This window comes from Jannaschia halovivens, assembly GCF_046452375.1.
Taxonomy (GTDB): domain Bacteria; phylum Pseudomonadota; class Alphaproteobacteria; order Rhodobacterales; family Rhodobacteraceae; genus Jannaschia; species Jannaschia halovivens.
This window is the reverse complement of sequence record NZ_JBKFDJ010000002.1, coordinates 61,774-88,317: the sequence shown is the minus strand read 5'-3', so window position 1 is coordinate 88,317 and position 26,544 is coordinate 61,774. Positions and strand designations below refer to the sequence as shown.

General features: G+C 66.5%; 38 protein-coding genes. 34 read left to right on the top strand and 4 right to left on the bottom strand.

Features of this window, described 5'->3' with window-relative positions; genetic code table 11:
- Nucleotides 1-41 precede the first annotated feature (41 nt).
- Entirely contained in the window at nucleotides 42-2,168 is a 2,127-nt protein-coding gene (gene fusA, locus ACK8OR_RS13755; RefSeq protein WP_410189995.1) for an elongation factor G, read from the top strand.
- Nucleotides 2,169-2,267: 99 nt separating this feature from the next.
- On the top strand, nucleotides 2,268-3,443 hold the full coding sequence (gene tuf, locus ACK8OR_RS13750; RefSeq protein WP_410189994.1) for an elongation factor Tu: 1,176 nt from the start codon (nucleotides 2,268-2,270) through the stop codon (nucleotides 3,441-3,443).
- Between the two features lie 448 nt (nucleotides 3,444-3,891).
- Here the strand turns inward: tuf and ACK8OR_RS13745 are convergent, their stop codons facing one another.
- Nucleotides 3,892-4,452 (bottom strand): peptide-methionine (R)-S-oxide reductase, encoded by a 561-nt coding sequence (locus ACK8OR_RS13745; RefSeq protein WP_410189993.1) that lies wholly within the window; start codon nucleotides 4,450-4,452, stop codon nucleotides 3,892-3,894.
- A 291-nt stretch (nucleotides 4,453-4,743) separates the two neighbouring features.
- Here ACK8OR_RS13745 and rpsJ point away from each other — a divergent pair, with 291 nt between their 5' ends.
- The 5 genes from rpsJ (at nucleotide 4,744) to ACK8OR_RS13720 (ending at nucleotide 8,191) form a co-directional block, all read left to right on the top strand.
- Complete coding sequence (gene rpsJ, locus ACK8OR_RS13740; RefSeq protein WP_246947868.1) at nucleotides 4,744-5,052, top strand: 30S ribosomal protein S10; 309 nt, start codon at nucleotides 4,744-4,746, stop codon at nucleotides 5,050-5,052.
- Nucleotides 5,053-5,066: 14 nt separating this feature from the next.
- Nucleotides 5,067-5,939 carry a 50S ribosomal protein L3 gene (rplC, locus tag ACK8OR_RS13735; RefSeq protein ID WP_410189992.1) on the top strand — a complete coding sequence of 291 codons (873 nt, stop codon included), beginning with the start codon at nucleotides 5,067-5,069 and terminating at the stop codon, nucleotides 5,937-5,939.
- Complete coding sequence (gene rplD / locus ACK8OR_RS13730; RefSeq protein ID WP_298430478.1) at nucleotides 5,936-6,556, top strand: 50S ribosomal protein L4; 621 nt, start codon at nucleotides 5,936-5,938, stop codon at nucleotides 6,554-6,556. The genes rplC and rplD overlap by 4 nt, the downstream gene beginning before the upstream one ends.
- On the top strand, nucleotides 6,553-6,837 hold the full coding sequence (locus ACK8OR_RS13725) for a 50S ribosomal protein L23 (protein WP_298430480.1): 285 nt from the start codon (nucleotides 6,553-6,555) through the stop codon (nucleotides 6,835-6,837). The genes rplD and ACK8OR_RS13725 overlap by 4 nt, the downstream gene beginning before the upstream one ends.
- Before the next feature lie 298 nt (nucleotides 6,838-7,135).
- On the top strand, nucleotides 7,136-8,191 hold the full coding sequence (locus ACK8OR_RS13720) for a YeeE/YedE family protein (protein WP_410189991.1): 1,056 nt from the start codon (nucleotides 7,136-7,138) through the stop codon (nucleotides 8,189-8,191).
- Between the two features lie 48 nt (nucleotides 8,192-8,239).
- Here the strand turns inward: ACK8OR_RS13720 and ACK8OR_RS13715 are convergent, their stop codons facing one another.
- A complete protein-coding gene (locus ACK8OR_RS13715; RefSeq protein ID WP_410189990.1) occupies nucleotides 8,240-9,295 on the bottom strand; it encodes a hypothetical protein in 1,056 nt (351 codons plus the stop codon).
- Nucleotides 9,296-9,682: 387 nt separating this feature from the next.
- Here ACK8OR_RS13715 and rplB point away from each other — a divergent pair, with 387 nt between their 5' ends.
- From rplB to rpmD, 19 genes are all read left to right on the top strand, one after another.
- On the top strand, nucleotides 9,683-10,525 hold the full coding sequence (gene rplB / locus ACK8OR_RS13710; protein WP_410189989.1) for a 50S ribosomal protein L2: 843 nt from the start codon (nucleotides 9,683-9,685) through the stop codon (nucleotides 10,523-10,525).
- Between the two features lie 2 nt (nucleotides 10,526-10,527).
- Nucleotides 10,528-10,806, top strand: a complete 279-nt coding sequence (gene rpsS / locus ACK8OR_RS13705) for a 30S ribosomal protein S19 (protein ID WP_298430492.1) — start codon at nucleotides 10,528-10,530, stop codon at nucleotides 10,804-10,806.
- 3 nt (nucleotides 10,807-10,809) lie between these two features.
- Entirely contained in the window at nucleotides 10,810-11,190 is a 381-nt protein-coding gene (gene rplV / locus ACK8OR_RS13700; protein ID WP_298430494.1) for a 50S ribosomal protein L22, read from the top strand.
- Nucleotides 11,190-11,927, top strand: a complete 738-nt coding sequence (gene rpsC / locus ACK8OR_RS13695; protein ID WP_410189988.1) for a 30S ribosomal protein S3 — start codon at nucleotides 11,190-11,192, stop codon at nucleotides 11,925-11,927. The genes rplV and rpsC overlap by 1 nt, the downstream gene beginning before the upstream one ends.
- A 12-nt stretch (nucleotides 11,928-11,939) precedes the next feature.
- A complete protein-coding gene (rplP, locus tag ACK8OR_RS13690) occupies nucleotides 11,940-12,353 on the top strand; it encodes a 50S ribosomal protein L16 (protein ID WP_410189987.1) in 414 nt (137 codons plus the stop codon).
- 207 nt (nucleotides 12,354-12,560) lie between these two features.
- The gene (locus ACK8OR_RS13685) at nucleotides 12,561-13,181 is read left to right on the top strand and encodes a TIGR02466 family protein (protein ID WP_410189986.1); all 621 of its coding nucleotides are present in this window, start codon (nucleotides 12,561-12,563) and stop codon (nucleotides 13,179-13,181) included.
- 151 nt (nucleotides 13,182-13,332) lie between these two features.
- Nucleotides 13,333-13,518 (top strand): hypothetical protein, encoded by a 186-nt coding sequence (locus ACK8OR_RS13680; protein ID WP_410189985.1) that lies wholly within the window; start codon nucleotides 13,333-13,335, stop codon nucleotides 13,516-13,518.
- A 148-nt stretch (nucleotides 13,519-13,666) separates the two neighbouring features.
- Nucleotides 13,667-13,894 (top strand): type II toxin-antitoxin system death-on-curing family toxin, encoded by a 228-nt coding sequence (locus ACK8OR_RS13675; RefSeq protein ID WP_410189984.1) that lies wholly within the window; start codon nucleotides 13,667-13,669, stop codon nucleotides 13,892-13,894.
- A 143-nt stretch (nucleotides 13,895-14,037) separates the two neighbouring features.
- Nucleotides 14,038-14,247, top strand: coding sequence for a 50S ribosomal protein L29 (gene rpmC / locus ACK8OR_RS13670; protein WP_298430507.1), 210 nt, complete (start codon nucleotides 14,038-14,040; stop codon nucleotides 14,245-14,247).
- 4 nt (nucleotides 14,248-14,251) lie between these two features.
- The gene (gene rpsQ, locus ACK8OR_RS13665) at nucleotides 14,252-14,482 is read left to right on the top strand and encodes a 30S ribosomal protein S17 (protein ID WP_298430509.1); all 231 of its coding nucleotides are present in this window, start codon (nucleotides 14,252-14,254) and stop codon (nucleotides 14,480-14,482) included.
- Nucleotides 14,483-14,554: 72 nt separating this feature from the next.
- Nucleotides 14,555-14,923: a 50S ribosomal protein L14 gene (gene rplN, locus ACK8OR_RS13660; protein ID WP_013963207.1), complete on the top strand. Its 369-nt coding sequence runs from the start codon at nucleotides 14,555-14,557 to the stop codon at nucleotides 14,921-14,923.
- A complete protein-coding gene (rplX, locus tag ACK8OR_RS13655) occupies nucleotides 14,923-15,228 on the top strand; it encodes a 50S ribosomal protein L24 (protein ID WP_298430511.1) in 306 nt (101 codons plus the stop codon). Before rplN ends, rplX begins: the two co-directional genes overlap by 1 nt.
- Nucleotides 15,228-15,791: a 50S ribosomal protein L5 gene (rplE, locus tag ACK8OR_RS13650; RefSeq protein ID WP_410189983.1), complete on the top strand. Its 564-nt coding sequence runs from the start codon at nucleotides 15,228-15,230 to the stop codon at nucleotides 15,789-15,791. Before rplX ends, rplE begins: the two co-directional genes overlap by 1 nt.
- A gap of 11 nt (nucleotides 15,792-15,802) precedes the next feature.
- On the top strand, nucleotides 15,803-16,108 hold the full coding sequence (gene rpsN, locus ACK8OR_RS13645; RefSeq protein ID WP_298430516.1) for a 30S ribosomal protein S14: 306 nt from the start codon (nucleotides 15,803-15,805) through the stop codon (nucleotides 16,106-16,108).
- A 12-nt stretch (nucleotides 16,109-16,120) separates the two neighbouring features.
- A complete protein-coding gene (gene rpsH, locus ACK8OR_RS13640; RefSeq protein WP_298430518.1) occupies nucleotides 16,121-16,513 on the top strand; it encodes a 30S ribosomal protein S8 in 393 nt (130 codons plus the stop codon).
- 10 nt (nucleotides 16,514-16,523) lie between these two features.
- Nucleotides 16,524-17,057, top strand: coding sequence for a 50S ribosomal protein L6 (gene rplF, locus ACK8OR_RS13635; protein WP_410189982.1), 534 nt, complete (start codon nucleotides 16,524-16,526; stop codon nucleotides 17,055-17,057).
- Nucleotides 17,058-17,068: 11 nt separating this feature from the next.
- On the top strand, nucleotides 17,069-17,428 hold the full coding sequence (rplR, locus tag ACK8OR_RS13630; RefSeq protein ID WP_298430522.1) for a 50S ribosomal protein L18: 360 nt from the start codon (nucleotides 17,069-17,071) through the stop codon (nucleotides 17,426-17,428).
- A gap of 159 nt (nucleotides 17,429-17,587) precedes the next feature.
- Entirely contained in the window at nucleotides 17,588-18,178 is a 591-nt protein-coding gene (gene rpsE / locus ACK8OR_RS13625; protein WP_410189981.1) for a 30S ribosomal protein S5, read from the top strand.
- Between the two features lie 3 nt (nucleotides 18,179-18,181).
- Nucleotides 18,182-18,370, top strand: coding sequence for a 50S ribosomal protein L30 (gene rpmD, locus ACK8OR_RS13620; protein WP_279965909.1), 189 nt, complete (start codon nucleotides 18,182-18,184; stop codon nucleotides 18,368-18,370).
- 451 nt (nucleotides 18,371-18,821) lie between these two features.
- Here rpmD and ACK8OR_RS13615 read toward each other — a convergent pair whose 3' ends face one another.
- Nucleotides 18,822-19,547 carry a vWA domain-containing protein gene (locus ACK8OR_RS13615; RefSeq protein WP_410189980.1) on the bottom strand — a complete coding sequence of 242 codons (726 nt, stop codon included), beginning with the start codon at nucleotides 19,545-19,547 and terminating at the stop codon, nucleotides 18,822-18,824.
- Nucleotides 19,548-19,550: 3 nt separating this feature from the next.
- Entirely contained in the window at nucleotides 19,551-20,246 is a 696-nt protein-coding gene (locus ACK8OR_RS13610) for a vWA domain-containing protein (RefSeq protein ID WP_410189979.1), read from the bottom strand.
- Between the two features lie 259 nt (nucleotides 20,247-20,505).
- On the opposite strand from ACK8OR_RS13610, the gene rplO reads away from it, so the two are divergent.
- From rplO to ACK8OR_RS13570, 8 genes are all read left to right on the top strand, one after another.
- Nucleotides 20,506-20,970 (top strand): 50S ribosomal protein L15, encoded by a 465-nt coding sequence (gene rplO / locus ACK8OR_RS13605; protein WP_410189978.1) that lies wholly within the window; start codon nucleotides 20,506-20,508, stop codon nucleotides 20,968-20,970.
- Nucleotides 20,971-21,074: 104 nt separating this feature from the next.
- Nucleotides 21,075-22,433, top strand: coding sequence for a preprotein translocase subunit SecY (secY, locus tag ACK8OR_RS13600; RefSeq protein WP_410189977.1), 1,359 nt, complete (start codon nucleotides 21,075-21,077; stop codon nucleotides 22,431-22,433).
- The gene (locus tag ACK8OR_RS13595) at nucleotides 22,430-23,080 is read left to right on the top strand and encodes an adenylate kinase (protein ID WP_410189976.1); all 651 of its coding nucleotides are present in this window, start codon (nucleotides 22,430-22,432) and stop codon (nucleotides 23,078-23,080) included. The genes secY and ACK8OR_RS13595 overlap by 4 nt, the downstream gene beginning before the upstream one ends.
- A 167-nt stretch (nucleotides 23,081-23,247) precedes the next feature.
- Nucleotides 23,248-23,616 (top strand): 30S ribosomal protein S13, encoded by a 369-nt coding sequence (gene rpsM / locus ACK8OR_RS13590; RefSeq protein WP_410190689.1) that lies wholly within the window; start codon nucleotides 23,248-23,250, stop codon nucleotides 23,614-23,616.
- Nucleotides 23,617-23,627: 11 nt separating this feature from the next.
- A complete protein-coding gene (rpsK, locus tag ACK8OR_RS13585) occupies nucleotides 23,628-24,020 on the top strand; it encodes a 30S ribosomal protein S11 (RefSeq protein ID WP_298430538.1) in 393 nt (130 codons plus the stop codon).
- Nucleotides 24,021-24,135: 115 nt separating this feature from the next.
- Nucleotides 24,136-25,152, top strand: coding sequence for a DNA-directed RNA polymerase subunit alpha (locus tag ACK8OR_RS13580; protein WP_298430540.1), 1,017 nt, complete (start codon nucleotides 24,136-24,138; stop codon nucleotides 25,150-25,152).
- Nucleotides 25,153-25,282: 130 nt separating this feature from the next.
- A complete protein-coding gene (gene rplQ, locus ACK8OR_RS13575) occupies nucleotides 25,283-25,702 on the top strand; it encodes a 50S ribosomal protein L17 (protein ID WP_298430542.1) in 420 nt (139 codons plus the stop codon).
- A gap of 220 nt (nucleotides 25,703-25,922) precedes the next feature.
- Nucleotides 25,923-26,537 (top strand): helix-turn-helix transcriptional regulator, encoded by a 615-nt coding sequence (locus ACK8OR_RS13570; protein ID WP_410189975.1) that lies wholly within the window; start codon nucleotides 25,923-25,925, stop codon nucleotides 26,535-26,537.
- The last annotated feature ends 7 nt before the right edge of the window (nucleotides 26,538-26,544 follow it).

Genomic DNA, 26,544 nt, shown 5'->3' with positions numbered 1-26,544 from the left:
CCCCCGAACCTGTTTTCTCCTCCATTCAGAGGTACGAGCCCATGGCCCGCGACTATCCCCTCGAACGCTACCGCAACTTCGGCATCATGGCCCATATCGATGCCGGCAAGACGACCTGCTCGGAGCGTATCCTGTTCTACACCGGCAAGTCCCACAACATCGGCGAGGTCCATGACGGCGCCGCCACGATGGATTGGATGGAGCAGGAGCAGGAGCGCGGCATCACGATCACGTCCGCCGCGACGACGACCTTCTGGCAGCGCCAGGAAGAGCCGACGGCCGACGGCACGTCCGACACCAAGTTCCGGATGAACATCATCGACACGCCCGGCCACGTCGACTTCACCATCGAGGTCGAGCGCTCGCTCGCCGTGCTCGACGGCGCGGTCGCCGTGCTCGACGCCAATGCCGGTGTCGAGCCCCAAACCGAGACCGTCTGGCGCCAGGCCGACCGCTACAAGGTTCCGCGGATGGTGTTTGTCAACAAGATGGACAAGATCGGCGCCGACTTCTTCAACTGCGTCCGCATGATCGAGGACCGCACCGGTGCGCGCGCCGTGCCCGTCGGCATCCCGATCGGCGCCGAGAACGAGCTCGAGGGCCTCATCGACCTGGTCACCATGGAAGAGTGGGTCTGGGAAGGCGAAGACCTCGGCGCGTCCTGGATCAAGAAGCCCATCCGCGACAGCCTCAAGGCCATGGCCGACGAGTGGCGCGGCAAGATGATCGAGGCCGCCGTCGAAATGGACGACGACGCGATGGAAGCGTATCTGATGGACGCCGCCGAGCCGGACGTCGACACGCTGCGCAAGCTGCTCCGCAAGGGCACGCTGTCGATGGCGTTCGTCCCGGTGCTGGGCGGCTCCGCGTTCAAGAACAAGGGCGTCCAGCCCCTGCTCAACGCGGTCATCGACTACCTGCCGTCGCCGCTCGACGTCGTCGATTACATGGGCTTCAAGCCCGGCGACGAGGACGAAGTCCGCAACATCCCCCGTCGCGCCGACGACTCGATGCCGTTCTCGGGCCTCGCGTTCAAGATCATGAACGACCCTTTCGTGGGCTCGCTGACCTTCACGCGCATCTACTCGGGCAAGCTCGAGAAGGGTGACACGCTCCAGAACACCACCAAGGGCAAGAAGGAGCGCGTCGGCCGGATGATGATGATGCACTCCAACAACCGCGAGGAAATCACCGAGGCCTTCGCGGGCGACATCATCGCGCTGGCCGGCCTGAAGGACACGACGACGGGCGACACGCTCTCGGACGTGAACGATCAGGTTGTGCTCGAGACGATGACCTTCCCCGATCCGGTCATCGAGATCGCGGTCGAGCCCAAGACCAAGGCCGACCAGGAGAAGATGTCCCAGGGCCTCCAGCGCCTCGCCGCCGAGGATCCGTCCTTCCGCGTCGAGACCGACCTCGAGTCGGGCCAGACGATCATGAAGGGGATGGGCGAGCTTCACCTCGACATCCTGGTCGACCGCCTCAAGCGGGAGTTCAAGGTCGAGGCCAATATCGGCGCGCCCCAGGTCGCCTACCGCGAGACCATCGGTCACGAGGTCGAGCACACCTACACCCACAAGAAGCAGTCGGGTGGTTCGGGTCAGTTCGCCGAGGTCAAGCTCCTCATCTCGCCGACCGAGCCGGGCGAGGGCTACTCGTTCGAGTCGAAGATCGTCGGCGGTGCCGTGCCCAAGGAATACATCCCGGGCGTCGAGAAGGGCATCAACTCGGTCATGGACTCGGGTCCGCTCGCGGGCTTCCCCGTGATCGACTTCAAGGTCCAGCTGCTGGACGGCAAGTTCCACGACGTGGACTCGTCGGTCCTCGCCTTCGAGATCGCGGCCCGCATGGGCATGCGCGAGGGCATGCGGAAGGCCGGCGCCAAGCTCCTGGAGCCCGTGATGAAGGTCGAGGTGATCACGCCGGAGGAGTATACCGGCGGCATCATCGGCGACCTGACCTCGCGTCGCGGCCAGGTCTCGGGGCAGGAGCCGCGCGGCAACGCCATCGCCATCGACGCCTTCGTGCCGCTGGCCAACATGTTCGGCTACATCAACACCCTGCGCTCCATGTCCTCGGGCCGCGCGCAGTTCACGATGCAGTTCGACCATTACGACCCGGTTCCGCAGAACATCTCGGAAGAGATCCAGAAGAAGTTCGCCTGATCCGATCACGGTGCGTGGGCCTCCCACGCACCGGTCACCCCAAACCCGTAGGGTGCGTGCGCGGCACGCATCCTCGCCAATTTGAGAAGGAGCCCTCCCATGGCGAAGGCAAAATTCGAACGCACGAAACCGCATGTGAACATCGGGACGATCGGTCACGTGGACCACGGCAAGACGACGCTGACGGCTGCGATCACGAAGTATTTCGGCGACTTCAAGGCGTATGACCAGATCGACGGTGCGCCCGAGGAGAAGGCGCGCGGGATCACGATCTCGACGGCGCATGTCGAGTACGAGACCGAGAACCGCCACTACGCGCATGTCGACTGCCCGGGCCACGCGGATTACGTCAAGAACATGATCACCGGGGCCGCCCAGATGGACGGCGCGATCCTCGTGGTGAACGCGGCCGACGGCCCGATGCCGCAGACGCGCGAGCACATCCTGCTCGGCCGCCAGGTCGGCATTCCGACCATGGTCGTCTACATGAACAAGGTCGACCAGGTCGATGACGAGGAGCTCCTGGAGCTCGTCGAGATGGAGATCCGCGAGCTTCTGTCGAGCTACGAGTATCCCGGCGACGACATCCCGGTGATCCCGGGCTCGGCGCTGGCGGCGATGGAAGGCAACAACCCGGAGATCGGCGAGGAGTCGATCCGCAAGCTGATGGCGGCCGTGGACGAGTACATCCCGACGCCCGAGCGCGCCGTGGACCAGCCGTTCCTGATGCCGGTCGAGGACGTGTTCTCGATCTCGGGTCGCGGCACGGTCGTGACGGGTCGCGTCGAGCGCGGCGTGATCAACGTGGGCGACGAGATCGAGATCGTGGGCATCCGGGACACCAAGAAGACGACCTGCACGGGCGTCGAGATGTTCCGCAAGCTGCTGGACCGCGGTGAGGCCGGCGACAACATCGGCGCGCTCCTGCGCGGCGTGGACCGGGACGGCGTCGAGCGGGGCCAGGTGCTCTGCAAGCCGGGCTCGGTGAAGCCGCACACGAAGTTCGAGGCCGAGGCCTACATCCTCACGAAGGACGAGGGCGGCCGCCACACGCCGTTCTTCGCCAACTACCGCCCGCAGTTCTACTTCCGGACGACGGACGTGACGGGGACGGTTCAGCTGGCCGAGGGCACGGAGATGGTGATGCCGGGCGACAACGTGTCGTTCGGGGTCGAGCTGATCGCGCCGATCGCGATGGAGCAGGGCCTGCGCTTCGCGATCCGCGAAGGCGGCCGCACCGTGGGCGCGGGCGTCGTCAGCAAAATCACGGAGTGATTTCTGCTGACACGCGACAGGGGCGTCCGCTAGCGGACGCTCCCGAGAGCGTCGTCAGCAAGATCACGGAGTAAGTGCAGCCGGCCCGCAGGGCCGGGTGTCACGACACGGCGCAGTGCAAAGGCCCCCTCGGGGGCCTTTGTCACGAGAGCCGGCAGGGCTCCCCTCGGGGGGCCCTTGTTGCATGAGCGGCCCGCGGACGCGCCCGCAGGGAAGGCCGTCCCACCGGCGCGACCTTCGTCCCGGGGCCGGTGCGTGCCGAGCACGAACCCTACGGTCCGCCCCCGCGAGGCCCTGCGAAGCCCGGCGCAGGGTGCGTGCTCGCGACGCACCGATCGGCATACGTATCGACGACCGCCGCCGGGCGCGGCGAATCCCGCCACGAAAACGGGCCGCCCCCGGAAGAAGCGGCCCTCGATGCGGGCGACGTCGTGCGGTCGCTTCGTGCTCAGGCCCGCGTCAGGGACGTGCCGTTGATGCAGTGGAGCCGCATGCCCGCCACATCGATATGGTGGCCGAGATGCGAGCCGCAGCGGCGGCAGTGGACCTCGGCCATGGCGAAGGTCTCGTCCTGGATCATCCCGGCCTGCCCGTATTGCCGGACCGCGCCGTCGAGGCCGAACATCACGGCGTTCGGCTCGGCGTGGTGGAAGAAGACCCAGCCCTTGTCGAGCGGCTCGAACCAGCCCGCGTCGTAGATGAAGAGATCGCAGCCGCGGCAGTTGTAGCCGGCCTCGTGCGCCTCCTCCCAGAGGTCGGTGGTCTTCGGCCATTCGGTGTTGGCGCGGCGCAGGATGCCGTAGGCGTCGTCGTCGCCGTCGAGATGGGCGCGCCATTCGGCTTCGCTGCGCTGGACCTCGAAGGGGAAGTCGCTGGTCTCGGGGACGTATTGGGCGATGGTCCGACCGGAGGGGGCGACGATCTCCTCGGCGCGCAGCGCGGGCGCCGTGGCGGCGATCGCGGCGGCAGAGGCCAGCAGGGCGCGGCGGGTCAGGTGGCGGTCAGTCATGGTCTCGGCTCCTCGGAACGATTGGCTACGCGGCCATCCTAACCCACTCGTGCGCGGGCGTCTCTTCACGTTGTCCCAAGGCTGCGTGACGGGGGCGCGAGTTTCCCGTGTGCAGGGGGTTGCGGGACGGGGCGACCTGGGCTATCCGCCCCCATCCACGGACGGGGTCGCGACGCGCGGCCCCGCTTCCGTTCGGGTTCGACGAGGGGGCCGGGTGGTCCTGTCTCCTCCTCTCAACTTGAACGGGCCGGTCGCCATAGTCCGCGGCCCGCCCCCTGTCGGAAGAACGACATGAAAAGCCAGAACATCCGCATCCGGCTCAAGGCGTTCGATTACCGCGTGCTGGACGCCAGCACCCAGGAAATCGTCAACACCGCCAAGCGCACGGGTGCCCAGGTCCGCGGGCCGATCCCGCTTCCCAACAAGATCGAGCGCTTCACCGTCCTGCGCGGCCCGCATATCGACAAGAAGTCGCGAGACCAGTGGGAGATCCGCACGCACAAGCGGATGCTCGACATCGTCGACCCGACGCCGCAGACCGTGGACGCGCTGATGAAGCTCGACCTCGCCGCGGGCGTCGACGTCGAGATCAAGGTCTGAGGGAGGGTATCCAGATGATGCGTTCCGGAGTGATCGCGAAGAAGGTGGGCATGACCCGCATCTTCCAGGAAGACGGGCGTCAGGTGCCCGTCACCGTGCTGCAGCTGGACGGCCTTCAGGTCATCGGCCAGCGCACCGCGGACAAGCATGGCTACACCGCCGTCCAACTGGGCGCGGGCACGGCCAAGGCCAAGCGCACGTCCCAGGCGATGCGCGGCGTCTACAAGGCCGCGGGTGTCGAGCCCAAGCGCAAGATCGTCGAGTTCCGCGTGGACGAGGACAAGCTGATCGAAGTGGGCGAGGAAATCATCGCCGACCATTACTTCGAAGGTCAGTATGTCGACGTCTCGGGCACCTCGATCGGCAAGGGCTTCGCCGGTGCGATGAAGCGGTGGAACTTCGGCGGCCTGCGCGCGACGCACGGCGTGTCGATCTCGCACCGCTCGCACGGCTCGACGGGCCAGTGCCAGGATCCCGGCAAGGTGTTCAAGGGCAAGAAGATGGCCGGTCACATGGGCGCAGCCCGCGTGACCACGCAGAACCTGCAGGTCGTCCGCACCGACACCGACCGCGGACTCATCATGGTCAAGGGCGCCGTTCCCGGCTCCAAGGGCGGCTGGGTCACGATCAAGGACGCGGTCAAGAAGCCGTTCCCCGAGAACGCGATCCTGCCCGCCGCGCTGATGTCCTCGAAGAAGGAAGCGCAGCGCCTTGCCGAGGAAGCCGCCGCCGCCGCCGAGGCCGAAGCCAAGGCCGCCGAGGAGGCGCTGGCCGCCGAGCAGGCCGCCGCCGAGGAAGCGGCCCTGAAGGCCGCCGAAGCCGAAATCGCGGACGAGTCGTCGGATGCCGACAACTCGGACGTGGAGAAGAAGGAAGGTGACGAATGAAACTCGACGTCATCAAGATGGACGGCTCGAAGGCCGGCTCCGTCGAACTCAGCGACGAGGTGTTCGGCCAGGAGCCGCGCCGCGACATCCTGTACCGGGTCGTCCGCTGGCAGCGCAACAAGGCGCAGGCCGGGACCCACAAGGTCAAGACCCGCTCCGAGGTCAGCTACTCGACCAAGAAGATCGTCCGTCAGAAGGGCTCCGGCGGCGCACGCCACGGTTCCCGCAAGGCGCCGATCTTCCGCAAGGGTGGTGTCTACAAGGGTCCCACGCCCCGCAGCCACGGTCATGAGCTGACCAAGAAGGTCCGCCGCATGGGCCTGCTGCACGCGCTGTCGTCGAAGGCGGCCGCGGGCAAGCTGGTGATCCTCGACGCCGCGAATCTCGAGGGGGGCAAGACCTCCGCGCTGGCGCGTCAGGTCAAGGATCTCGGCTGGAAGCGCGCGCTGATCATCGACGGCGCGGACGTCAACGAGGATTTCGCGCAGGCCGCGCGCAACCTTGGCAACGTGGACGTGCTGCCCTCGATGGGCGCGAACGTCTACGACATCCTCAAGCGTGACACGCTCGTGCTCACGAAGGCGGGTGTCGAAGCTCTGGAGGCGCGACTCGCATGAACACCTACGACGTGATCCGCAAGCCGATCATCACCGAGAAGGCCACGATGGCGTCCGAGACGGGCGCCGTGGTGTTCGAGGTCGCAATCGACGCCAACAAGCCTCAGATCAAGTCCGCCGTCGAAGAGCTCTTCGGCGTCAAGGTGAAGGCCGTGAACACGACCATCACCAAGGGCAAGGTCAAGCGTTTCCGCGGCCAGATGGGCCGTCGCAAGGACGTCAAGAAAGCGTATGTGACGCTTGAAGAGGGCAACACCATCGACGTGACCACGGGCCTCTGACGGGGCGGCGGGGTCACCCCGCCGGTGGTCTGCGATTGAAGGGCCCCGCCGGGAACGGCGGGGCCCTTTCCCTTTGCGGGCCGATGCAATGCGCCGGGCCCACCGGCGACGCGACGAAAAGGTTCGATATCCCGCCCGCCGCCGCGCGCGCGGACCGATGCCCCCTGCGGTGTGCGACTCCGGCAGAACGATGTCCCGCAAGCGGGTGGTTCGGAAGGACGTCCTCCCGCCGCAGCCATTTGATCCGTCCCACCAAGGGCCATACGTCCCGCTGACTGCGGAACGGGCGGAGGCGCACATGTTGCTGGAACAATTCGATCTGGGGCTCGAGCCTCGCGTCCTTCACGTCCTTCTCGGGGCAGCAATCGGCCTCGTCTTCGGCATCGCGGCTCAGATTTCGCGCTTCTGCCTGCGCCGGGCCGTGGCGGGCGATCCCGTCGAGCGGTCGGGGGCTGCGGGTGTCTGGATGACCGGCCTCGCGGTCGCGATCCTCGCCGTGCAGGGTCTGACCACGGCTGGATATATCGATCTCGGCGATCACCGCTGGCTGTCCTCGGACCTGCCGGTCGCGGCGCTCGTGGTCGGCGGGCTTCTGTTCGGCGTGGGCATGGTCCTGACGCGGGGCTGCATCTCGCGGCTCAGCGTCCTCGCATCCTCCGGCAATCTGCGCGCGGTCACGGTCATTCTGGTCTTCGCGGTCACCGCCCACGCCATGCTGAAGGGCGTGCTGGCCCCGGTCCGCAGCGCCATCGGCAGCGTGACGGTCGAGAGCCCGGTCGCGACCCTGACGCAACTTCCGGGCGGCGTGTGGCTCTGGACGGCCGTCGCGGTCCTGCCGCTCCTTCTGTTCGCGTGGCGCTCCGACGCGCGCCGCACCGACCTCCTCCTCGGGGGGCTGGTCGGGCTGGTGGCGGCGGCCGGCTGGGCTGGCACCTCCGTCCTGCTCTTCGATGAATTCGACCCCCTTCCGGTCCAGAGCGCGGCCTTCACCCTTCCGTGGACGGACACGCTCTTCTGGACCATCGCGTCCACGGCCATCCCGGCCTCCTTCGGGGTGGGCTTCATCGGTGGCGTCGTGACCGGGGCCTTCGCCTCGGCCGCCGCCCGGCGCGAGCTGCGGCTCCAGAGCTTCGAGACCCCCGGCCAGACCCTCCGCTACGCCTCGGGCGCGGCGATGATGGGCGCGGGCGCGGTGCTGACCGGCGGCTGCACCATCGGCGCGGGCATCGCAGGCGGCGGCGCGCTGTCGGTCGCGGCCCTCGTGGCGCTGGCCTCGGTGATCGCGGGCGCGGCCGTGGCGAACGCGGCGCAATCCGGTGTGGTGGGGGTCAAGCCCGTCGGCGCGACCGGCTGAGCCGGCGGTCGGACATCCCGGTCGCGGTCGTCTCGACCGCCCGCCGCCTCACTCCGACCCCTGAACACGCCCCTGCGGCTCCGACGCGGCATCGATCACGACCGGAAACGACACCTCGGCCGAAGGCGTACCGGCGCGGGTCATGTCGGTGAAGATGAAGGTCAGTTCGTAGCGCCCCGGATCGGGCAGGCTCATCCCCGCGGTGATGTTGTTCCAAAACTGCGTCTCGTCCACCGGGTAGAGCAAGGTCGAGGGCGCGGCGTAGGTGTGGAGCTTGGCGCGCCCCAGCTCGGCACCGCTCTCGTCCGCGACGCGCAGATGCAGGTCGATCTCGAACCGCATGTCCATCGTGCCGGGCGCCGAACGGGCGACATGTTCGAGATAGGCGCGCAGGAAGATCTCCTCGTTCGGGGCATAGACATTGCTCTCCCGCGCGAGGTAGCGGCCGCGGTCGTCGCGCCGATCCTTGTGGGCGAGATAGGCGGAGTGGACCCCGATCGGGGGCATCATCTCCTGCATGGTGATGGTCTGCGCGTCGATATAGATCGGCGGCGTCCGCGCGCCGGTCTCGTCCCGCCGGGACGCGTAATATGCGATGGCCGTGCGGTAGCAGAAGAGCTGGGCGTAGTCCTCGTCCATCACCGCGAGCAGTGCAGAGGGCGCGCGCTCGTCCGGGCCCGCCTCGCGGTGATAGAGGGCGCACATCGGCAACTCGACCGCGAGGCGCCAGCCCATCGCGGCATTCTCCTCCAGCATGACCTCGTCCATCCGGGCGCGGCTGCGGGCAAAGGCGGTCGACTTCTCCGCAGGCACGTTCACCGTCTCGAGCGTCACGGTGTTCTCGACGACCCCGGCCTCCTGCGCTGCGGCGGCGGCCGCGTCGAACGGGCGTGGCTCCGTTCTCAGGCGGACCGCGAGAACCTGTCCCTCTGACTGCGCCACCGCGTCGATCCAGGCATCGCGATCGAAGGCGTTCGGGCCGTCGCCGTCGATCAGCACGAAGGATGCCGGGTTGATCGCGTCGCCCGAAAAGGTCGGCGCGTCCTGTGCCGCGGCGGCGGAGGCGAGGAGGGCGGCGGCGGCCGCGGCCCGGATATTTTTCATTGCGCGTTTATCCCCGATGCCAATTCCCGAAATCCAGCGACCGCGCCCGTGCGCCGGGCCAGCTTCGGGGAGGCTATGGCGCTTTCCGCACGCAACCTAGGCGCAAGTCATCGCACCGGTGCCTTCGGCCCGTAACCGCCGGGTCCGCGGATCGGTCTTCGGTAAGGATGATCCGACGCGTCGCGCCGCGGGGGGACAGGCCTTGACCCCACCCGGCGACCCCCATAGACGACCGCATCGGCAGGCCCCGGATTCGTCCGGGGCTTTGACGTTGTTCGTTCCGGCCTCGGCCTGAACGAACCCATCACCGGGGACCTTCGGGGCCCTTACATCCAGGGCGGGACGCCATGTGCGCCTCCGTCCGACACACAACGGAAGACAGGTAACATGGCACTCAAGTCGTATAAGCCGACGACGCCGGGCCAGCGTGGGCTGGTTCTGATCGACCGTTCGGAGCTGTGGAAAGGCCGCCCGGTCAAGTCCCTCGTCGAGGGTCTGACCAAGCATGGTGGACGCAACAACACCGGACGGATCACGATGCGCCGCAAGGGCGGCGGGGCCAAGCGCCTCTATCGGATCGTCGATTTCAAGCGCAACAAGCTGGACGTCCAGGCGAATGTGGAGCGGATCGAGTACGACCCGAACCGCACGGCTTTCATCGCCCTCATCCGCTACACGGATGGCGAGCAGGCCTATATCCTCGCGCCGCAGCGTCTCGCCGTGGGCGACCGTGTGGTGGCCTCGGCCAAGGCCGACATCAAGCCCGGCAACGCGATGCCGTTCCAGGGCATGCCAATCGGCACGATCGTCCACAACATCGAGCTCAAGCCCGGCAAGGGCGGCCAGATCGCGCGCGCCGCGGGCACCTACGCCCAGTTCGTCGGCCGCGACGGCGGCTACGCCCAGATCCGCCTTTCCTCGGGTGAGCTTCGTCTCGTCCGCCAGGAGTGCATGGCGACGGTCGGCGCGGTCTCGAACCCGGACAATTCCAACCAGAACCTCGGCAAGGCGGGGCGCAACCGGCACAAGGGGATCCGTCCCTCGGTCCGCGGCGTCGTCATGAACCCGATCGACCACCCGCATGGCGGTGGCGAGGGCCGGACGAGCGGTGGCCGCCACCCGGTCACGCCCTGGGGCAAGCCGACGAAGGGTGCCCGCACCCGCAACAAGAACAAGGCGTCGCAGAAGCTGATCATCCGCTCGCGTCACGCCAAGAAGAAGGGTCGCTGAGAATGAGCCGTTCCGTTTGGAAAGGGCCTTTCGTGGACGCCTATGTCCTCAAGAAGGCCGAAGCCGCCCGCGAGTCGGGCCGCAGCGACGTGATCAAGATCTGGTCGCGCCGTTCCACCATCCTGCCCCAGTTCGTGGGGCTCACCTTCGGCGTCTACAACGGGCACAAGCACATTCCCGTCAACGTCTCCGAGGACATGATCGGCCAGAAGTTCGGTGAGTACTCGCCGACGCGGACCTATTACGGTCACGCCGCCGACAAGAAAGCCAAGAGGAAGTAAGCCATGGGCAAGGAAAAGAATCCCCGCCGCGTGGCCGATGACGAGGCCATGGCCAAGCTGCGCATGCTGAAGACCAGCCCGCAGAAGCTGAACCTCGTGGCCGCGATGATCCGCGGCAAGAAGGTCGAGAAGGCGCTGGCCGATCTCACCTTCTCGAAGAAGCGGATCGCCATTGACGTGCGCAAGTGCCTGCAATCGGCCATCGCGAACGCCGAGAACAACCACAATCTGGATGTCGACGAGCTGATCGTCGCCGAAGCCTGGGTGGGCAAGAACCTGACCATGAAGCGCGGACGTCCCCGCGCGCGCGGTCGCTTCGGAAAGATCGTCAAGCCGTTCTCGGAACTGACGATCAAGGTGCGGCAAGTCGAGGAGCAAGTCTGATGGGCCATAAAGTCAATCCGATCGGGATGCGGCTCCAGGTGAACCGCACCTGGGACAGCCGCTGGTACGCCGACACCAAGGATTACGGGAACCTACTTCTCGAAGACCTCAAGATGCGCGAGTTCATCGAGGAAGAGTGCAAGCAGGCCGGCGTCAGCCGCGTCGTGATCGAGCGTCCGCACAAGAAGTGCCGCGTCACGATCCACACGGCCCGTCCCGGTGTCATCATCGGCAAGAAAGGCGCCGACATTGAGGTGCTTCGCAAGAAGCTCGCCGCGATGACGGACTCGGAGCTGCACCTCAACATCGTCGAGGTCCGCAAGCCCGAACTCGACGCCCAGCTGGTCGGCGAAAGCATCGCCCAGCAGCTCGAGCGTCGCGTCTCGTTCCGCCGTGCCATGAAGCGCTCGGTCCAGAACGCCATGCGGATGGGTGCCCTCGGCATCCGGATCAACATGGCCGGCCGCCTCGGCGGCGCCGAGATCGCCCGGACCGAATGGTACCGCGAGGGTCGCGTCCCGCTGCACACGCTGCGCGCCGATATCGACTACGCCCATTCCGAGGCCAAGACCCCCTACGGGATCATCGGCATCAAGGTCTGGATCTTCAAAGGCGAGATCATGGAGCACGACCCGTCGGCCCGCGATCGCAAGGCCGAGGAACTGCAGAACGGTCCGGGCCCCCGTGGCGCCGGTGGCCGTCGTGACGACCGCGGTCCCCGCGGCCCGCGCCGGTAAGGAGTAGATCAGATGCTGCAACCGAAACGGACGAAGTTCCGCAAGGCCTTCAAGGGCCGCATCCACGGCGAAGCCAAGGGCGGGTCCGACCTGAACTTCGGCACCTATGGCCTGAAGGCGACCGAGCCGGAGCGCGTCACCGCGCGCCAGATCGAGGCCGCCCGCCGGGCCATGACGCGCCACATGAAGCGTCAGGGCCGGGTCTGGATCCGGATCTTCCCGGACCTGCCGGTGACGTCGAAGCCCACTGAAGTCCGCATGGGCAAGGGCAAGGGCTCGGTCGATTACTGGGCCTGCAAGGTCAAGCCGGGCCGCGTGATGTTCGAGATCGACGGCGTGACCGACGCCGTCGCGCGTGAGGCGCTGCGCCTCGCCGCGATGAAGCTGCCGGTCAAGACCCGCACGGTCCAGCGCGAGGATTGGTGACCCGACGGCTCCGCCGTCGGGACGGGATATAGGCAGCTCGGCTGCCGGACCTCGACCGGTTCAGAATAGGGAAGGGGCGTCCATCGCGGGCGCCCCTTTCGTATTCTGGGGAGCGGTCCGGCCCCGCTGCGGGGCACCGACCGCCCTACACCTGCCACGCCCGCCGGTGTAGGAGGCGCGCGACCGCAACGCCTCCGGAGCGCCCCGATGCCCGACCTCTCCTCGCTCTTCGTGACCCGCCTTTACCGCGCCGCCCTGTCCGAGCACGCGCCGGCGATCGACCCGGCCGAACTGGAGGCGTCCTGCCTGTCCATCGCCGAGGATGACGAAGCGGGGCAGGCATGGTGCGAGGAGAACGACTTTCCGGGCTACACCAGCTACGCTTCGCTGACCGATCTCGGCTGGCGCTTCCCGATCTTCGCGGACCTGACCCGCGCGCTCGACGCCCATGTGGCCGCCTTCGCGGAGGATCTGGAATTCGACCTCGGCGACAAGTCCCTGATGCTCGAGGATCTCTGGATCAACATTCTGCCCGAGGGCGGCATCCACACGGGCCACCTGCATCCCCATTCGGTGATCTCGGGCACGACCTACGTGGCGATGCCCGAGGGCACGAGCGCCATCAAGTTCGAGGACCCGCGCCTGCCGATGATGATGGCCGCCCCGGTCCGGAAAAAGGACGCCCGCGCCCCGCTCCGGACGTTCCACTACGAGACGCCGACGGTCGGCGACGTCCTCCTCTGGGAAAGCTGGCTGCGCCACGAGGTCCCGATGAACATGTCCGAGGATGACCGGATCTCGGTGAGCTTCAATTATCGGTGGGGATAGAGCTTTAACCCCGGTGGTCCGGTGTGCTTGTCCGCTATCGGTGGGGATAGAGCTTTAACCCCGGTGGTCCGGTGTGCTTGTCCGCATGCATGGGCGCATATACATATTGTATGGATGCAGATGACAGCGAGTGCATCGCGAAAGGCCTGAGATGGACGTCAAGATCGAACGCGAAGCCGTGGAAGGTGGGACGCTGGTGCGCGACGCGCGAACTGGAAAGCTGATCTCTGTGCGGACCGACGCCTCCGAGAGCTACGTTGACCAAACGAGCCGGTCTGCCGGGGAAGCAGTCGCGCATCGTCGCAGGGACGCGATGGAGCGTCTTCTCAATCGCTGACGACGTTTATCAGGTCACTTTGTCCGACGCTCTGGAGATGCACGAGATCGCACTCTCCTTCGGTGGACGTTCGGGGATCGTCAGTCTGGCCATGGTCGAGTCCGCGATTGGTTGACCTTATCACGGCTATTACGACAGCTTGGCGGACATGGCCGCAGCGCTCTTGGAGAGCATGGTCAAGAACCATGGTTTCGCCGATGGCAACAAGCGGTCGGCATGGTTGTTGACCGAAATGATGATCGACCGCAGCAGCTATCGGCTGGATATTCCCGACGACGAGCGAGTCGACGATCTCGTGGTCGCTCTGGCCGAGGGCAGCGCGGATTTTGAAGAGGCGCGGACATGGTTCGCGGACAGGCTGGTCCGGTCCGCCTGATTGCGCCCGAAAACCTGCGCCGCCCCCTTGCCAACCCGCACCAACCCGTCTATGCGCGCCTCTCTACCGTTGATCTCCACCGGAATCAGGGTGACCCGCACGATGCGCAGGGCCCTCCGGTGATGTTGCAAAGGACGACCGGCATGGATGCCACCGAACTCCGGGGGAAGACCCCCGACGAGCTCCGCACGGAGTTGACCAACCTCAAGAAGGAAGCGTTCAACCTGCGCTTCCAGGCGGCGACGAACCAGCTCGAGAACACCGCGCGCGTGCGCACGGTGAAGCGCTCGATCGCCCGCGTGAACACGATCCTCAACCAGAAGGCGGCCGAAGCCGCCGCCTCGGAGGCCTGAGCCCATGCCCAAGCGCATCCTCACCGGCGTCGTCACGTCGAACCAGAACGCCCAGACCGTCACCGTCTCGATCGAGCGCCGCTTCAAGCACCCGCTCCTCCAGAAGACGATCCGGAAGTCCAAGAAGTACCGCGCCCACGACGAGAACAACCAGTTCAACGTCGGCGACACGGTCAGCATTCAGGAATGCCCGCCCAAGTCCAAGACGAAGCGGTGGGAGGTCATCGCCGAATAATCGGCGCGGCCATCAATTCGAAACCCTGGGGGCACCGGCACGCATCGCCGCCCCAAAGGTCGGGAGAAACCAATGATCCAGATGCAAACCAACCTGGATGTTGCTGACAACAGCGGCGCGCGCCGCGTTCAGTGTATCAAGGTCCTGGGCGGGTCCAAGCGGAAGTATGCCTCCGTGGGCGACATCATCGTGGTGTCGGTCAAGGAAGCCATTCCGCGGGGTCGCGTGAAGAAGGGCGACGTCCGCAAGGCCGTCGTCGTCCGCACCGCCAAGGAAGTCCGCCGCGACGACGGCACCGCCATCCGCTTCGACCGGAACGCGGCCGTCATCCTCAACAACAACAACGAGCCGATCGGCACCCGTATATTCGGTCCGGTGGTTCGCGAGCTGCGCGCGAAGAACTTCATGAAGATCATCTCGCTCGCGCCGGAGGTGCTGTGATGGCTGCCAAACTCCGCAAGGGTGACAAGGTCGTCGTGCTTACGGGCCGCGACGCGTCCAAGCAGGGCGAGATCGTGTCCGTCGATCCGAAGGCCGGCAAGGCCATCGTCGAAGGCGTGAACATGGCGATCCGCCACACCCGCCAGAGCCAGGCGTCCCAGGGTGGACGCATCCCCAAGGCGCTGCCCATCGACATGTCGAACCTCGCCATCGTCGATGCCAACGGCAAGGCCACCCGCGTCGGCTTCCGCATGGAAGACGGCAAGAAGGTGCGTTTCGCCAAGACCACGGGAGACGTGATCTGATGCTGGACGAAGCGAACTACACCCCGCGTCTGAAGGCCGACTTCAAGGACCGCATCAAGGCGGCCATGAAGGAGGAGTTCGGCTACAAGAACGACATGCAGATCCCGCGTCTGGACAAGATCGTCCTGAACATCGGGGCCGGTGCCGAAGCCGTGCGCGACTCGAAGAAGGCCAAGTCGGCCCAGGACGACCTGACCGCCATCGCCGGTCAGCAGGCCGTCATCACCAAGGCCAAGAAGTCGATCGCCGGCTTCCGGGTCCGTGAAGGCATGCCGCTGGGCACCAAGGTGACGCTGCGCGGCGCCCGGATGTACGAATTCCTGGATCGCCTCGTGACCATCGCGCTGCCCCGCGTCCGCGACTTCCGCGGCGTCTCCGGCAAGAGCTTCGACGGCCGCGGCAACTACGCCATGGGCCTCAAGGAGCATATCGTGTTCCCCGAGATCAACTTCGACAAGGTCGACGAGGTCTGGGGCATGGACATCATCATCTGCACCACGGCGCAGACGGATGGCGAGGCGAAGGCGCTGCTCAAGCACTTCAACCTGCCGTTCAATTCGTGAGGAACTGATCAATGGCCAAGGAATCCATGATCGAACGCCAGAAGAAGCGCGAGCGCCTGGTGAAGAAATACGCGTCCAAGCGGGCCTCCCTGAAGGAGATCATCCGCGACGAGAGCCAGCCCATGGAGGAGCGCTTCAAGGCGACCCTCAAGCTGGCCGAGCTGCCCCGCAACTCGTCGCCCGTCCGCCTGAACAACCGCTGCCAGCTGACCGGTCGGCCCCGTGCCTATTACCGCAAGCTCAAGCTGTCCCGCATCATGCTGCGCGAACTGGCCAGCCAGGGGAAAATCCCCGGCATGGTCAAGTCGAGCTGGTAAGGAGATCAGACCATGAATGATCCCATCGGCGATATGCTGACCCGTATCCGGAACGCGCAGATGCGCGGGAAGGGCACCGTCTCCACCCCGGCATCCAAGCTGCGCGCGCGCGTCCTGGATGTGCTGGCCGACGAAGGCTACATCCGCGGCTACGAGACCTCGTCCGATCGCATGGGTCACCCGACCCTCGAGATCGAGCTGAAGTACTACGAAGGCGTCCCCGTGATCCGCGAAGTCAAGCGCGTGTCCAAGCCGGGTCGTCGCGTGTATCTCGGCGTCGGCGACCTGCCGTCGGTCCGTCAGGGCCTCGGCGTCTCCATCGTGTCGACGTCCCAGGGCGTCATGTCGGACGCAAACGCACGCAGCGCCAATGTCGGCGGCGAAGTGCTCTGCACCGTGTTCTGAGGAGAATCTGATGTCTCGTATCGGAAAACGACCCGTCGACCTGCCCTCGGGCGTCGAGGCTTCGGTCTCGGGCCAGACCATCTCGGTCAAGGGCCCCAAGGGCACCCGCGAGTTCACCGCCACCGACGACGTGGTGCTGGAAGTCGCGGACGGCTCGGTGACCGTGACCCCGCGCGGCAAGTCCAAGCGGGCGCGCCAGCAATGGGGCATGTCCCGCACCATGGTCGAGAACCTGGTGACCGGCGTGACCACCGGCTTCAAAAAAGAGCTGGAGATCACGGGCGTCGGCTACCGGGCCACCATGCAGGGCAACACCCTGAAGCTGGCCCTAGGCTACAGCCACGACGTCGAATTCGCCGTGCCGGAGGGCGTCACCGTGACGGCCCCCAAGCAGACCGAGATCACCGTCGAGGGGGCTGACCAGCAGCTCGTCGGCCAGGTCGCGGCCAACATTCGCGAGTGGCGCAAGCCCGAGCCCTACAAGGGCAAGGGTATTCGCTACAAGGGCGAGTATATCTTCCGCAAGGAAGGCAAGAAGAAGTAAGGACCAGTCAGATGGCAAACAGCAAACGGGATCTGTTCCTCAAGCGCCGCCTGCGCGTCCGGAACAAGCTTCGCAAGATGGCCGCCGGGCGTCCGCGCCTGTCGGTGCATCGCTCGAACAAGAACATCTCCGTCCAGGTGATCGACGACGTCGCGGGCAAGACCCTCGCCGCCGCGTCCACCATGGACAAGGGGATCGACCTCAAGGGTCAGAACAACGTCGAGGCGGCCGCCAAGGTCGGCGCGGCAATCGCCGAGCGCGCCAAGAAGGCGGGCGTCGAGGAGGTCTATTTCGACCGCGGCGGGTTCCTCTTCCACGGGAAGGTCAAGGCCCTGGCCGATGCCGCCCGCGAAGGTGGCCTGAAGTTCTGACGGCCGGGGCGGGGAGACCCCCGCCCATCGGTCGCGCGGAGGTGACTTCGCGAACGCAGACGATGCAGGGGGCGGCCGCCGCCCCCTCGATGATCCGGGCGCAACCGCGCACTTGGATCGACATGACAGGGCTGCGTGCCCCGAGACAGGAGATGCCGCATGGCAGGACGTGACGACAACCGTGGACGGGGCCGAGGCCGCGATCGCGACGAGACCCCCGAATTCGCCGACCGCCTGGTCGCCATCAACCGCGTCTCGAAGACGGTGAAGGGCGGCAAGCGCTTCGGCTTCGCCGCACTCGTCGTCGTCGGCGACCAGAAGGGCCGCGTCGGCTTCGGCAAGGGCAAGGCCAAGGAGGTCCCCGAGGCCATCCGCAAGGCCACCGAGCAGGCCAAGCGCCAGATGATCCGCGTCGCGCTGCGCGACGGACGAACGCTGCATCACGACATGACCGGACGTCACGGCGCCGGCAAGGTCGTCATGCGGACCGCCCCCGAAGGCACCGGCATCATCGCCGGCGGCCCGATGCGCGCCGTGTTCGAGATGCTGGGCGTCAAGGACGTGGTCTCGAAGTCGATCGGCTCGCAGAACCCCTACAACATGATCCGCGCCACGCTGGACGGCCTCCAGAAGGAATCGTCGCCCCGCTCGGTCGCGCAGCGTCGCGGCAAGAAGGTCGCCGAAATCCTGCGCAAGGATGACGGACCCAAGATGGACGGCGAGCAAGCGCCCGTCGCAGAGGAGGCCTGATCCATGGCAAAGACGATCGTCGTCAAGCAGATCGGCTCCCCGATCCGCCGCCCCGCCGACCAGCGCGCCACGCTGATCGGCCTCGGCCTCAACAAGATGCACAAGACCCGCGAACTCGAGGACACCCCCTCCGTCCGCGGCATGGTCGCCAAGATCCCCCACATGGTGGAGATCATCGAGGAGAAGGGCTGAGGCCTTTCGGTTCGGTGGGGTGACCCACGGTGAAGAGTTCAAGCGCCCCGGTCGGAAACGGCCGGGGCGTTTTCTTTACTGGTATCGGTTTAGGGTGGTGCATTGGCCGCTCATTAGGCCTCGAATACGCCCTTCGGATAGCGAACATGTCGACACAACCGGAGTTGAACGAAGCCCGCCTTTCCGATCATCATGACTGCAACGATCTGTCACGCGGCGAGCGGCAGGGTCGTCGATACATCGGCAACAGTTAGACCGAAAGCCAACGGCCAAGGATACGAAATGGATTACTCGCATTGTCCTGGAGCCACCGGGGAGGCAGGGGCGTGGTACTTAAACAGCTACACATCCAACTACGACCTCACTGAAGCGGAAAGCGTCGTATGGGGATGGTTCGTGATCCATCGCACCACAGAAGATATCGAGCTGTGGTCCACCAACGTATGACCCGCTACGCGGGCGGGCGGGTCGCCGGTGAGGCCTCGGCCCGCCCCACCACCAGGCACCCCAAGGTCCGCTCCAACGCGGCCACCAGCTCCTCCACCGTGTCCGCCGAGGCGAAGATGCCGCCGGTGCGGTCGGCCATGCAGCGCGAGATGATTTCGCCCGAGAAGCCCCCCGAGCGCTGGGTGCCGTAGCTGCGGGCGAAGGTGTCCCAGACCGCCTTGAAGCCGATGACGTGGATCGTCAGGTCTACGGCCTCGGCGGCCAGCCGGTCGGCCATCGCGCAGGGCGTGCCGCCGCAGCTCTCGTTGCCGTCGGTCACCAGCACGACCACCCCCGGCCGGGCCCGGTGGTCGAGCGTGCGCGCCGCGAGGTCAACGGCGGCGGAGAGCGGGGTGAGGCCGCCCGGCCGGATCGCATCGACGGCCGCGATCACCGGGTCCGCCGCCGCGACGCGCGGCCCGAAGCGCAGGTCGATACCGCTGCAGGCGCCGGGCCCGCCGGGGCCGTAGGTCACGAGGCCGATGCGCCGAGTGTGCTCGACGCGGGGCAGGACCTCGGCCACAGCCTCGCGCGCCTCGTGGATGCGCTGCACGGTCGAGCCGCCGAGGCCGGGGCTGATCATCGAGGCGGAGGCGTCGAAGACCAGCATCGCGTCCACGGTGCATTCGGCCTGCGCGCTCTGGACGGCCAGCGCGGCCGAAAGAAGCGCGGCGAGACCCCGGCGCGCCACCGCTCAGGGCCGCCCGCGGGGGGCGAGGTCCCCGATCACGAGGCACCCGAGCGTCCGTTGCAGCGCCGCGACCAACTCGTCCACGGTCTCGGTCGATACGAAGAGGCCGCCCGTGCGATCCGCGAAGCACTTGGCGACGGTGTCGCCGCCGAACTCCTGCTGCTCGGGATTGTCCCAGGCGAAGAAGTCGCGGGTGGCCCGGAAGCCGACGACATGGACCGTCAGGTCCGCGGCCCCGTCCATCATCCGGCGCGAGGTGGCGCAGGGCGTACCGCCGCAGGTCTCGTTGCCATCGGTCACCAGCACCACGATCGCGGGCCGGCTGCGGTAAGCCAGCGTCTCGGCCGCCGCCTCGACCGCCGCCGCAAGGGGCGTCAGCCCGTCGGGCTCCAGCGTGTCGATGGCCGCGATCACCGGTGCGGCGGCCCGGTCGCGCGGCAGGAAGCGCAGGTCGATCCCGTCGCAGGCGCCGCCATCGCCGGGTCCGTAGGTCAGAAGGCCGATGCGGCGGATGCCCTCGATCAGCGGCAGGGCGCGGGCCACCGCCTGCCGGGCCTCGGCGATGCGGGTCGCGGGACCGGTCTCGAGCGTGATCTCCGCCATCGAGGCCGAGCCGTCGAAGACCAGCATCGCATCCGTGGCGCAGTCCTGCGCCGCGGCGGGCAGGGCGAGGAGGGCGGAGAGGGCGAGGGCGCGCATGCCGCCAAGGGTGCCACAGAGGCGCGCGCGCACCAAACCCTGATCCTCTGGCCCGAAATACCTCGCGGGGTTCGCCAACGGGGGCCGCGCCCCCCTTGGGCCGGGGAGCGCGAGGGGGCGGGCCCCCTCGCTTGCCCCCTTGCATCGCCCGCGCCCCGGCTGTAGGGCCGCGCGGTGGCCGAACGTGCCACGCACCATCACGATACGCCGCGTCCGCCCCACATCGCTTCGGGGGCGCGTCCGGCCAAGGAGAAGCGACATGAAACTCAACGAACTGCGCGACAATCCCGGCGCCACCCACAAGCCCAAGCGCGTCGGCCGCGGTCCCGGCTCGGGCACCGGCAAGATGGGCGGCCGCGGCATCAAGGGCCAGAAGTCCCGCTCCGGCGTGGCGATCAAGGGCTACGAGGGCGGACAGATGCCGCTCTACCAGCGCCTGCCCAAGCGCGGCTTCAACAAGCCCAACCGCAAGAGCTTCGCGGTGGTGAACCTCGGCAAGATCCAGGAATTCATCGACGCGGGCAAGCTCGACGCCGCCAACGTCACCGAGGACGCGATGGTCGAGGCGGGGCTGGTGCGCCGCAAGCTCGACGGCGTCCGCGTGTTGGGCAAGGGCGAGCTGACCGCGAAGACCGCGATCACCGTCACCGGCGCGTCCAAGGGCGCGGTCGAGGCGGTCGAGAAGGCCGGCGGTTCGGTCACGCTTCCGGCAGCGGCCGAGTAAAGGCGGTTGTGAGCGTCCCCGGCGGCGCTTACATCGGTTCACGTATTTCGGACGCCGCCCACGGGGAGCCCGTCGGGCGGCGTTCCAGCTAAAGAGGGACCCGCATGGCATCCGCTGCAGAGCAGATGGCCGCGAACATGAGCTGGGGTGCATTCGGCAAGGCCAAGGAGCTTCGCCAGCGCATCCTGTTCACGATCGGCCTGCTGATCATCTACCGTTTCGGCACCTACATTCCCGTCCCCGGCATCGACGCCACGGCGCTGCGCGACTTCGTCGAGCAGGCCAGCGCGGGCCTCGGCGGCGTGCTCAACATGTTCACCGGCGGTGCGATCGGGCGCATGGGGGTCTTCGCCCTCGGCATCATGCCCTACATCTCGGCGAGCATCATCGTGCAGCTGATGACGGCGATGGTCCCCCAGCTCGAACAGCTCAAGAAAGAGGGAGAGCAGGGGCGCAAGAAGATCAACCAGTACACGCGCTACGGCACCGTGGCGCTGGCCACCGTGCAGGCCTACGGCCTCGCCGTGTCGCTGGAATCGGGTGGTCTCGTGACCGATCCGGGCTGGTTCTTCCGCGCGGCCTGCGTCGTGACGCTGGTGGGCGGCACGATGTTCCTGATGTGGCTGGGCGAGCAGATCACCGCGCGCGGCATCGGCAACGGCATCTCGCTCATCATCTTTGTCGGCATCGTGGCCGAGCTGCCCGCAGCCCTGGCCCAGTTCTTCGAGAGCGGGCGGACCGGCGCGCTGTCGACGCCGGTGATCCTCGGCGTGGTGCTGATGCTTCTCGCGACGCTCGTCTTCGTGGTCTTCATGGAGCGCAGTCTGCGCAAGATCCACATCCAGTACCCCCGCCGCCAGGTGGGCATGAAGGTCTATGACGGCGGCTCCAGCCATCTACCGATCAAGGTGAACCCGGCGGGCGTGATCCCGGCGATCTTCGCCTCGTCGCTCCTGCTGCTGCCGACGACGATCGCGACCTTCTCGGGCCAGAACACCGGGCCGATCATGTCGACGATCCTGGCCTATTTCGGCCCCGGCCAGATCCTCTACCTGCTGTTCTTCGCGGGCATGATCATCTTCTTCACCTACTTCTACACCCACAACGTCGCCTTCAAGGTCGACGACGTGGCCGACAACCTGAAGAACCAGAACGGCTTCATTCCGGGCATCCGGCCCGGCAAGCGGACGGCGGAATACCTCGAATACGTGGTCAATCGGGTGCTGGTGCTCGGTGCGGGCTATCTCGCGCTGGTCTGCCTCATCCCCGAGATGGTGCGTCAGGAACTTGCGATCACGGCCTATTTCGGCGGCACGTCGATCCTGATCATCGTGTCGGTGGGCATGGACACGATCCAGCAGGTGCAGTCCCATCTGCTCGCCCATCAATACGAGGGGCTGATCGAGAAGAGCCAGCTGCGCGGCAAGAATCGTGGACGCAAAAAGGGAGCCGCACGCAGATGAACATCATACTTCTGGGGCCGCCGGGGGCGGGCAAGGGAACCCAGGCACGGCGTCTCGTGGAGGAGCGGGGCATGGTGCAGCTTTCGACCGGCGACATGCTGCGCGAGGCCCGTTCGTCGGGCACCGAGATGGGCAACCGCGTCGCCGCGGTGATGGATGCGGGCGAGCTAGTCACCGACGAGATCGTCATCGGCCTGATCGAGGAGAAGCTGGAAGGCGACCGCGCCGGCGGCTTCATCTTCGACGGCTTTCCCCGGACGCTGCCGCAGGCGGACGCGCTGGGCGCGCTTCTGGACAAGCACGGCGCGACGCTGGACCGGGTGGTCGAGATGCGCGTGGACGACGACGCGCTGGTGGGCCGGATCACCGCCCGCTCGACCTGCGGGGCCTGCGGCGAGGTCTATAATGACGTCACCAAGCCCCAGCCGGCGGATGGCAAATGCTCCAATTGCGGCGCGTCCGACTTCAAGCGCCGCGCCGACGACAACGAGGAATCGCTGCGCACGCGTCTTCTGGCCTACTACAAGCAGACCTCGCCGCTGATCGGCTATTACTGGGCCAAGGAGACGCTGGCCTCGGTCGACGGGCTGGGAGAGATCGACGTGGTCGCGGGCGCCATCTCAAGCGTTCTCGAAGAAAGTTCTTGACAGGTCGCCGCGCAGCGCTTGACGCGCGCGGCAGAAGACCATAGGTCGCAGTCTCCGCCGGGGTTCCCACGAATCCCGGCGGCCGACATTCAGGCCGTCCGCATGCGGATGGCGTTGTGAAAAAAGGGTCTGGAACTACGGACCCGCAACGAAGAAGGAAGCTCCATTTGGCTCGTATTGCAGGCGTCAACATCCCCACGGGGAAGAGGGTTCCGATCGCCCTCACCTATATCACGGGCATCGGCCCGGCGAAAGCGAAGGAAATCGTCGAGGCCACCGGCATTGACGGCACCCGCCGCGTCAACGACCTCTCGGATGCCGAGGTGCTGTCGATCCGTGAATATATCGACGCCAACGTCACTGTCGAAGGCGACCTGCGCCGCGAGACGCAGATGAACGTCAAGCGCCTGATGGATCTGGGCTGCTACCGGGGCCTGCGCCACCGTCGCAACCTGCCGGTCCGCGGCCAGCGCACCCACACCAACGCACGCACGCGCAAAGGCCCCGCGAAGGCCATTGCCGGCAAGAAGAAGTGAGGGTCTGACCAATGGCTCGTGAAGCTCGCCGCGCCCCCAAGCGCAAGGAACGCAAGAACATCGCCGCCGGTGTGGCGCATGTGAACTCGTCGTTCAACAACACCAAGATCCTGATCTCCGACGTGCAGGGCAACGCCATTTCGTGGTCGTCCGCCGGCACGATGGGCTTCAAGGGATCGCGCAAGTCGACGCCCTACGCCGCCCAGATGGCCGCCGAAGACGCCGGAAAGAAGGCCCAGGAGCACGGCATGAAGACCCTCGAGGTCGAAGTGCAGGGCCCCGGTTCGGGTCGCGAAAGCGCCCTTCGCGCGCTGGCCGCCGTCGGGTTGCAGATCACCGCGATCCGCGACGTGACGCCCATCGCCCACAACGGATGCCGCGCGCCCAAGCGTCGCCGCGTCTGACCCCACGACAACCGACCCGGCAGGGGCTGCGATCCGCGGCCCCTGCCACGCCGTTTTAACCTCGAGTGTCCGCTCAACCGCCCCGGAGCCGGACGAGAATGGAGGGATGGGCCACATGATCCACAAGAATTGGCAAGAGCTGATCAAGCCCGCGCAGCTTGATGTCCGTCCGGGGACCAACCCCGCCCGTCAGGCCACCGTCGTGGCCGAACCGCTCGAGCGGGGCTTCGGCCTGACGCTCGGCAACGCGCTGCGCCGCGTCCTGATGTCGTCGCTCCAGGGCGCCGCGATCACGTCGGTGCAGATCGACAACGTCCTGCACGAGTTCAGCTCGGTCTCGGGTGTCCGCGAGGACGTCACCGACATCATCCTGAACCTCAAGGGCGTCAGCCTGAAGATGGAAGTCGAGGGGCCCAAGCGCGTCTCGATCTCGGCCAAGGGCCCGATGGTCGTCACCGCCGGCGACATCTCGGAATCGAACGGCATCGAGGTGCTGAACCGCGACCACGTGATCTGTCACCTGGACGACGGCGCCGACCTCTACATGGAACTGACCGTCAACACCGGTAAGGGCTATGTCTCGGCCGACAAGAACAAGCCCGAGGACGCGCCGATCGGCCTGATCCCGATCGACGCGATCTACTCGCCCGTCAAGAAGGTGTCCTACGAGGTCCAGCCGACCCGCGAAGGTCAGGTTCTCGACTACGACAAGCTGACGCTGAAGCTCGACACCGACGGCTCGCTGGCCCCTGACGACGCGGTCGCCTATGCGGCCCGCATCCTGCAGGACCAGCTTCAGGTCTTCGTCAATTTCGACGAGCCCGAGGCCGCCCGCGATTCCGGTGCCGACGACGATCTGGAGTTCAACCCGCTTCTTCTCAAGAAGGTCGACGAGCTGGAGCTGTCGGTCCGCTCGGCCAACTGCCTGAAGAACGACAACATCGTCTATATCGGCGACCTGATCCAGAAGACCGAAGCCGAGATGCTCCGCACCCCGAACTTCGGTCGCAAGTCCCTCAACGAGATCAAGGAAGTGCTCTCGGGCATGGGTCTGCATCTCGGGATGGATATCGTCGACTGGCCGCCGGAGAACATCGAGGATCTCGCCAAGAAGTTCGAAGACAACTTCTGAGGCCATACGCCACGCCGGGCTGGGCGGGTCGCTGGACCCGCCTCCCGCACGACCCCGGGCAATGACGCCCCACCAAGGAGACGGTCCCAACGCAGGACCGTCGGACAAAGCATAAATCTGGAGATTTCCCATGCGCCACGCCCGCGGATACCGCCGCCTCAACCGGACCCACGAACACCGCAAGTCGCTGTTCAAGAACATGTCGGCCTCGCTGATCGAGCACGAGCAGATCAAGACGACGCTGCCCAAGGCCAAGGAACTGCGCCCGATCGTCGAGAAGATGGTCACGCTGGCCAAGCGCGGCGACCTGCATGCCCGCCGCCTGCTGGCCTCGCGGCTCCATGACGACGCCGCCGTCGCCAAGCTGATGGACGTGCTCGGGCCGCGCTATGCCGACCGCCAGGGCGGCTATATCCGCGTCCTCAAGGCCGGGTTCCGCTATGGCGACATGGCCCCGATGGCGATCATCGAATTCGTCGAGCGCGACCAGGACGCCAAGGGCGCCGCCGACCGCGCCCGGCTCGAAGCCGAGGATGCGCTGGAGGACTGACCTCACCTCCGACGGACACGAATTTCGAGGGCTCCGCCGGACATTCGGCGGGGCCCTTTTTTTCATGTTTAACGGAACATCAACCACGCCTGTGACATTGCGTCAGTGTGGTCGGAAAACGCCCGGCGGGCGGCCCGGCTTTTACACTCTGTTAACTATTGTGGCCACTTAAAGGCAGTGAGCACGGCGTGCTTGTCCCGTCCAACTGGACCCTGAGATTATGACCGAGAGACGTCGCCTGATGGTGACCCTGATGCAGCGGCTGAGCACCGTGGCTCCGATGGGCTACGGGATCGGCCTGCATATCCGGTTCGCGCAACCGATGTACTATCGGAACACCTTCCCGCAGGCCTGGCAGGACACCTACAATTCCAACTCCTACCAGCTTCGCGATCCGCTGATCTTCTGGGGCATCGCCAATAGCGGTCGCACCCGCTGGAGCGAGATTTCGCTGCCCGATCCGTTCGGCATTCTCGACAAGGCCAAGGCGCACGGGCTGACCTACGGGGCCACCACGTCCTGCGGCAAGGTCACGTCGCGGACGCTGGTCGGCGTCGCCCGCGACGACCGCGAGTTCACCGATGCCGAGATCGACGTCGTCGCCGAGATCACCGACGCGCTCCATGAGACGGCGATGCCGGCAGACGACCTGACCCCCTCCATGATCGAGGCGCTTCGCCTCGCGGATGGCCAGCAACCCATGGCCGACGCCGCCGCCGATATCGGAATTTCGGAGGACGTCCTGCACAAGCGTCTTTCGTCCGCCCGGAGCAGACTGGGCGCAAGCACCACGGCTGAGGCACTGAGAATGGCGAGAGAATACAGGCTGATCTAGACCTCGG